The organism is Vibrio sp. L3-7, from assembly GCF_963898195.1.
GTDB classification, from domain to species: domain Bacteria; phylum Pseudomonadota; class Gammaproteobacteria; order Enterobacterales; family Vibrionaceae; genus Vibrio; species Vibrio echinoideorum.
Map to the genome: position 1 here is coordinate 23073 of NZ_CAWQUW010000030.1, position 6301 is coordinate 29373.

A 6301-nucleotide genomic window follows, 5' to 3' on the forward strand; every position below is an offset into this window, starting at 1 on the left:
AGCAACCAGTAACCAGAACAAGGAGTGCTCATGAAACAGGTCGGAGATACGGTTATCAAACCTTTTCATAAGGCAACCTGCCATTGCGGTGCGGTTGAATTAGAGCTCAGCTTACCTAACGGGATAGAAAAACCACGTCGTTGTGATTGTTCTATTTGCCGTCGTAGAGGGGCGATTGTGGGCTCTGTTGCGCTGGATGGCATCAAGATCCTCAAAGGTGCGGAGCATCTTAAGCTTTATCAATTCAATACCAACACCGCGAAGCATTACTTCTGCTCAAACTGCGGTATCTATACCCATCACCAACGCCGCTCAAGCCCAAATGAATACGGTTTTAACATCGGCTGTTTGGAAGGGGTGAACCCTTTTGATATTGGTGATGTGGTGACCAACGATGGCGTTAATCACCCTGCTGATCGCTAAGTCGTTACACAATATAAAAGGAATTAATTATGTCTGAATATGGAGCGGTCATTCGCTGGCAAAAAGCGGAAGATGAAGCCTTTAGCGACAACCAATACAGTCGCGGTCATACGTGGGAGTTCGATGGTGGTATCACTGTGCCAGCTTCATCTTCTCCTCATGTTGTGCCACTGCCGTTTTCGGTGGAAGCGAATGTCGACCCAGAAGAAGCCTTTATCGCGGCACTTTCTAGCTGCCATATGCTGACGTTTTTGGGCATTGCTGCAAAGCAGAAGTACGTGATCGACTCTTATGTGGATGATGCGACTGGTGTGCTGGAAGAAGATGAATCAGGCCGCTCGTCTGTCACTAAGGTGACTCTGTGCCCTAAGATTGTGTTTTTAGGTACCAAAAATCCGACCGCCAAGCAGCTCGAAAAACTGCATCACTTGGCACACAAAAACTGCTTTATCGCGAACTCGGTCAAGACTGAAATTGTGGTCGAGATGCGAGATTAATCTTAATTAATCACAAGATTTCTTTAAAAGCTTCGTCCTTTTTATCTCGCTATCGTCTTAAGGGTATTCAGGCAATCCAGTAGATTGCAAAAGAACCAAACACACTATTTGAGGACTCCTTCATGACAGCGTTTAACAGTGCATCGAATTACGGTGAAAATGCGTTTATCAAAAGCAAACCAGAGATGCTAGAGAGCATTTACAACACCACCGATGTATTCCCATATTGGGTTGCCGATATGGATTTTCAGGTAGCGGAACCGATCACTCAAGAGCTTAATCGCTTGGTTGAGCGTGGTGTGTACTCGTATGAGTTTAACGAACAGGCGGTGTTTGAGGCGCTATCTCAATGGTATTCAAAGCGTCATGGTTTAAATCTGTCTTCAGACAAATTCGTTCAGGTTCCGGGAGTATTACCAGGCATCGCGTTGTTACTGCGCCAGTTTACCAACGAGGGTGATGGTGTACTTATTCATACGCCGGCTTACCATCAGTTCGCTAATTTGGTGAATAAAGCAGGTCGTCAGGTCGTGAATAGCCCGTTGATTAATGACGGACAGAGTTATCAGGTTGATTTTGCTGGTATGGAGCAACAGATCATCGACCAGCAAGTGAAGACGATGATTTTCTGCAATCCGCATAATCCGACTGGGCGAGTGTGGACACCTCAAGAAATTGAACAAGTCATCGAGATCGCTAAGCGCCACGATGTGCTGATCATCAGCGACGAAGTTCATTCCGACATTATTTTTGAAGGTCACGCTTTTACGAGCTTAACCAGCTTTGATTACGACAAGGTCATTGCCTTGATTGGCTCTCCGGCGAAAACCTTCGGTATGCACAGCATCTCAAATGGTTATGTGTACACCAACAATTATGAGTTATTTGAAGCGTTCAAAACCAATGTAGTGGCGATGTATCTTGACCATGGTAATGCGTTCAGTACGTTTGCAACCGTGGCTGCCTTTGAGAAAGGTGAAGAGTGGTTAGACGGCATGTTGGTGTATTTTCAAGACACAGTTAAGTGGATTACCGAATTTGCAGAGCAGCGAATCCCTCACTTAAAAGTCTTCCAACCGCAAGGCACTTACCAAGTGTGGTTTGATTTTTCTGAGTTAGGTTTCTCGGAAGAAGATCTTAAGAACGTGGTGTTTGAACAAGCTAAAATGGGGTTAACGCCGGGCGGTTGGTTTGGCGCTGAAAGTTATCATTTTATGCGAATGAACATCGCCACCTCGCGTGACAATATTGAGCAATCATTTACTACGTTGGCTGGTGCGATTGAGGATTTTGAGCGAGGAAGTCAGGAGAGTTCAAACTGCTACGATAGCGGCAATTCAAAAAGCTGCTGCTGATATCGAGCGTTAGGCTCTAAAGAACAAAAAACCGCGAGGCTGCTTAGTGCATCACTGGCGGTTTTTTTATGTCTGTGTAATCCTACGTACGGTTTTATTGAGTGACAGTTAGAAAGTACTGAGAGATAGGTAGCGATCTCTTGAATGGTAGGAATAGATTGGTTAGCAGAGAGTTATGTTTAGCGTCCCACTGAATAGTTTTGTACATCGTGTGAGTGATAAAAGCCAAGTGATGGCGCATGCTGCAGAATGTGGATGCCAGTTGAAGCGAGTTCGTCGTTCGCGCAATTGGCTGTTGGTCGCTCAAGAGCATCAACTCGTTGAATTTAAAACGATGTTAACTCACGAAAAAGACGGTTGGATAGCAATCGCAATCGACAAAGTGCTGCCTAAACCTGTGGTGTGTTTGGCATCTCTGTTGGCCGCGACACCTTCAATGACCGTCGCTCAATTGGTGATGGAATCTGGATGTTCAATGGTAGAGGCAAGGCGTGCCATTGATGAGCATGAAGGGTTGTAAGTGTAAACTATAAGTGAGTCGGTCGTGTTGTGAAAAGAGAATCGCGAGCAGCAAAAAGCCCGTAACGATATTACGTTTTTCAGCGCAATATCGTTACGGGCTTTATCATCTGTGCTTGTGCTGATTAAGCTAAGCCATGTGGCTTATAAAGCGTTTACTCGATTAAGAGTTAGCTACTTTTACACGAATCGTGTTTTTGCCAAGCTTTGACAAGTTCAGCTTGTTTAGTGCCGCTTTAGCTTCTTCGTGCTCTGGCATTTCAACAAATGCAAAGCCTTTAGATTCGCCAGTTTCTTGGTCTAAAACTAGGCTGCACTCTTTTACTGAGCCGAACTCAGAAAATAGAACACGGATGTCTTGCTCTGCAGTAGAGCGCGATAGGTTACGAACTAGAAGTTTCATAATAAACCTTGAATATGAATTTACGCCGAGCATTGTCGCACACTTTCGTGCTCACCCTCACAAATAATTAGCGGAATAGCTCGGTTTACCTGTTCGCTGCTCTTATTAGCCGTTAACCGCGGTTTATCGTGATATCTGACACATATCCATGCTCGGTACTGGTTAAGGCCTGCTGCAGCATTTGAGCGGCTTCTTGTGCGGTCATAAAGCTTGAGGTATCCATTGCTTTGCCGCTGGTTCCCCAAAACTCGGTTGCCATCCCGCCGGGGTAAACTGCAACGATCTTCATCGGGTGACCTTTGAGTTCCAACCTGACCGATTCAATAAAGCCCTTAACGGCCCATTTGGCTGCGCAGTAAGTAGACTCTTCTGCTTTAGCGCCTTGAGCCGCGGTCGACATCACAACAGCAATGGTGACGGGTTGTTCTTTGTAGCGCAGCACAAGCTCGCGAATCAAAAAGATGGAAGACTCAATGTTGTTTTTCAGCATGTCGCTGATGGCGGCGGGATCTTGTTGTTCAATTTTACCGAAGTACCCACTGCCTGCGCTATGAACCACCAGCTTTGGTGTTTCAGGCAACGCATCCAATAACTCACTCACTGATTGTGGATCGCACAAGTCACAGGCTTGGCTAATAGTATTCGCTGGCAGGCTTTTCGCTAATTCAGCTAAACGTTGGGAGCTGCGGCCAGTGATCATTAAGCGCTGGCGGCTGTTCGATGTGTTCGCATATTGCTTGGCTAAAGCTGCGCCTAAACCGCTGCTTGATCCGGTGATTAAAATCATGGTGACTCGGGATTGTTGAATTGAATCGAGATAGTAAGGCTTTGAATATCTGTTTGCTGAGATCTAAGATCAAGATGCAGAGATCCATGAGTAAGATCGATAAAACAGAGGTTTGAGAAAGTCGTAGGAAGATAGGAAGATAGGAAGATAACAAGAAAAGCAGAAAGGAAAAAATGCCTAAAGGTAAAGCGCGTAAAGGTAAAAGCGCCGGCATAGAGCCAGCGCTTTTGAAATCAGATTACTCTTCGTCGAACTGTTTGGTCGTGAATGAGTCTTCGATTCTGTTGAGTTCTTCTTGATCTTTCACTCGCTGTTCTTCTTGGCGAATGACTTTTGCTTCATTGAAGCGTTTCTTTTCCGACTTAGTCAGAAATTTTACAGCTTTCTTGTTGGTCAGTGCGTAAGCAACTACGTCTTCGCCTTTTTCTCTGCGGTCGTTTACACGTTGTGAGAAACGTTCATTGTCGCGAGCTTTACGCTCCGCTGAGGTCAACTTGCTCATGCTTTAAAGCCTTTTCAATTATTCATGGTAGGGAATCTACGCTTAGCGAAACAATGGGGAAGTGCTCTGAATTGGTGGAACTGTGTATCACATCCGCTCAACTGAGTTTAGCCCATTTGTATGCTGGTAGCGCATCTTAGCACAAAGGCTTGAGCATACAGGTATGCTATTCGAGGGATTAAACAGAACAACCCACAATTTTCTGTTGTGGGTTGAGATTGTCGTGGATGAGTAAAACTAGCCACTAGCAGGTAGGTGTTTTGAATATTTTGCCTTTGCAGTACTTATCCTATATATCACAATCGCCCCTGAATTCGTAACAAGGTTCTGTCCAGAACCTTACTGGCGGAGCAACTTAACTCATAATTGCCCCAAAACGATTTGAGGCATAGTTATAGATGGTTGGCGTGTGTCCAAATTAAATTAATATTTCTTATGAATTACTACATTAGTTTTGACCGAAAGTTTCACGGTCAACCATTACATCGTTGGCAGCTTCTCGCCTTCTCTCAGCGTGAGAACCTCATAACCTGTACGAGTGACCAATACTGTATGTTCCGATTGTGCAGAGAGTTTTTTATCTCTAGTAACGACCGTCCAACCATCTTTTTTGGTTTTTATCTTCGCGCTACCCTGATTCACCATTGGTTCAATAGTGAATATCATTCCCTCTTTTAATGTGAGTCCACTATTTGGATGACCGTAATGGAGTACCTGTGGTTCTTCATGCATTTCACGACCTATTCCATGTCCACAATACTCTCTTACAATACTGTATCCATGGGACTCTGCATGTCTTTGTATTGCATGACCAATATCACCAAGTCTTGCTCCAGGTTTTACGTTCTTAATACCTTCCCACATAGCGTTATAAGTTGTTTTTACCAATTGAATAGCAAGCGGCGAGGCTGAAGGCATGACATACATTTTGCTTGAATCTGCAATGAATCCGTTCTTTTCTAGAGTAATATCTAGGTTGATAATGTCAGCATTTTTTAAAATCTCAGCCTGTTTAGGTACTCCGTGGCACACTACTTCATTTATCGATGAATTTAATACATATTGATAATCATACTGTCCTTTGCTTGCAGGACGAGCGTTGAGTTCATTAACAATGTACTGTTCAACTTTATTGTTAATTTCCATCGTAGAGATGCCAGGTTGGACGTATTCGTCAAGCATCTTAAAAACCTGCGCAAGTAACTTACCTGATTCTCGCATCAAAGAGATATCTTCTTCGGATTTAATCGTTACCTGACTATGCATCACTATTCTCTTCAGGTGCTGAAATATTTGAGGCCGAAACATTCGCAGATTGCATGAGTTTCGTCATGATTTGATTAAATGAAAGCTGAGGATGTAGCTCGGCTAACATACCCATTTTGATCCAAAACTCTGCTTGCGAATTGATTGAACGTGACATGACCGAACTTGCTTTACGAAGTTCTTCATGCAGCTCTTCTGAAATTTTAACAATGCCCATTGATGTATACTTTACATATAAAACGTATACATATTGTATTTTCAATGCGCTGTCGTGTCAAATATGCTGGAAGTCATTGGATTAATCTGTACCAATCATACTGGGCACTTCATTGAGAATTTTTCTATACCTTTAGTTATTCATGAATTGCTAATTTAGCAATGTTGCTAGCAAACTTCTGTCCAGAACCTTACTGGCGGAGCAATGTGATTACCGAGGGAGGTTGACGGTCTAAATACCGAAGGATTCTGTCGCTGCTTTATTCATAGTAGTCCACTATTGCAGATTAGTTTCTATTCGATAATTGATTCCTCGGCACGTGCCTCCCGTAA

9 protein-coding genes are annotated in these 6301 nt (G+C 43.8%); 4 read left to right on the plus strand and 5 right to left on the minus strand.

The features are described from left to right. The first annotated feature begins 30 nt into the window (after positions 1 to 30). The 4 genes from AACW75_RS17660 (at position 31) to AACW75_RS17675 (ending at position 2795) form a co-directional block, all read left to right on the plus strand. Complete coding sequence (locus AACW75_RS17660) at positions 31 to 423, plus strand: GFA family protein (protein ID WP_017077078.1); 393 nt, start codon at positions 31 to 33, stop codon at positions 421 to 423. A gap of 29 nt (positions 424 to 452) precedes the next feature. Beyond that, positions 453 to 920 (plus strand): OsmC family protein, encoded by a 468-nt coding sequence (locus tag AACW75_RS17665; protein WP_145572317.1) that lies wholly within the window; start codon positions 453 to 455, stop codon positions 918 to 920. 122 nt (positions 921 to 1042) lie between these two features. After that, positions 1043 to 2275, plus strand: a complete 1233-nt coding sequence (locus tag AACW75_RS17670; RefSeq protein WP_108187486.1) for a MalY/PatB family protein — start codon at positions 1043 to 1045, stop codon at positions 2273 to 2275. 175 nt (positions 2276 to 2450) lie between these two features. Beyond that, entirely contained in the window at positions 2451 to 2795 is a 345-nt protein-coding gene (locus AACW75_RS17675) for a ribosome recycling factor family protein (RefSeq protein WP_108187485.1), read from the plus strand. A 162-nt stretch (positions 2796 to 2957) separates the two neighbouring features. Here the strand turns inward: AACW75_RS17675 and AACW75_RS17680 are convergent, their stop codons facing one another. The 5 genes from AACW75_RS17680 to AACW75_RS17700 all read right to left on the minus strand — a co-directional run bounded on the left by AACW75_RS17680 (position 2958) and on the right by AACW75_RS17700 (position 5969). Continuing rightward, positions 2958 to 3197: an RNA recognition motif domain-containing protein gene (locus tag AACW75_RS17680; protein WP_004732698.1), complete on the minus strand. Its 240-nt coding sequence runs from the start codon at positions 3195 to 3197 to the stop codon at positions 2958 to 2960. 112 nt (positions 3198 to 3309) lie between these two features. Further along, positions 3310 to 3984 carry an SDR family NAD(P)-dependent oxidoreductase gene (locus AACW75_RS17685; protein ID WP_145572316.1) on the minus strand — a complete coding sequence of 225 codons (675 nt, stop codon included), beginning with the start codon at positions 3982 to 3984 and terminating at the stop codon, positions 3310 to 3312. Between the two features lie 238 nt (positions 3985 to 4222). Continuing rightward, positions 4223 to 4486, minus strand: a complete 264-nt coding sequence (locus AACW75_RS17690) for a hypothetical protein (protein ID WP_004732701.1) — start codon at positions 4484 to 4486, stop codon at positions 4223 to 4225. A gap of 480 nt (positions 4487 to 4966) precedes the next feature. After that, on the minus strand, positions 4967 to 5752 hold the full coding sequence (gene map / locus AACW75_RS17695) for a type I methionyl aminopeptidase (protein ID WP_145572315.1): 786 nt from the start codon (positions 5750 to 5752) through the stop codon (positions 4967 to 4969). Then, entirely contained in the window at positions 5745 to 5969 is a 225-nt protein-coding gene (locus AACW75_RS17700) for a ParD-like family protein (RefSeq protein ID WP_102501259.1), read from the minus strand. Before AACW75_RS17700 ends, map begins: the two co-directional genes overlap by 8 nt. Positions 5970 to 6301 lie beyond the last annotated feature (332 nt).

Bases quoted from the DNA above. Each gene is read 5' to 3' on its own strand.
- AACW75_RS17660 (WP_017077078.1), top strand. From the start codon at position 31: ATGAAACAGGTCGGAGATACGGTTATCAAACCTTTTCATAAGGCAACC.
- AACW75_RS17665 (WP_145572317.1), top strand. From the start codon at position 453: ATGTCTGAATATGGAGCGGTCATTCGCTGGCAAAAAGCGGAAGATGAA.
- AACW75_RS17670 (WP_108187486.1), top strand. From the start codon at position 1,043: ATGACAGCGTTTAACAGTGCATCGAATTACGGTGAAAATGCGTTTATC.
- AACW75_RS17675 (WP_108187485.1), top strand. From the start codon at position 2,451: ATGTTTAGCGTCCCACTGAATAGTTTTGTACATCGTGTGAGTGATAAA.
- AACW75_RS17680 (WP_004732698.1), bottom strand. From the start codon at position 3,197: ATGAAACTTCTAGTTCGTAACCTATCGCGCTCTACTGCAGAGCAAGAC.
- AACW75_RS17685 (WP_145572316.1), bottom strand. From the start codon at position 3,984: ATGATTTTAATCACCGGATCAAGCAGCGGTTTAGGCGCAGCTTTAGCC.
- AACW75_RS17690 (WP_004732701.1), bottom strand. From the start codon at position 4,486: ATGAGCAAGTTGACCTCAGCGGAGCGTAAAGCTCGCGACAATGAACGT.
- map (WP_145572315.1), bottom strand. From the start codon at position 5,752: ATGCATAGTCAGGTAACGATTAAATCCGAAGAAGATATCTCTTTGATG.
- AACW75_RS17700 (WP_102501259.1), bottom strand. From the start codon at position 5,969: ATGGGCATTGTTAAAATTTCAGAAGAGCTGCATGAAGAACTTCGTAAA.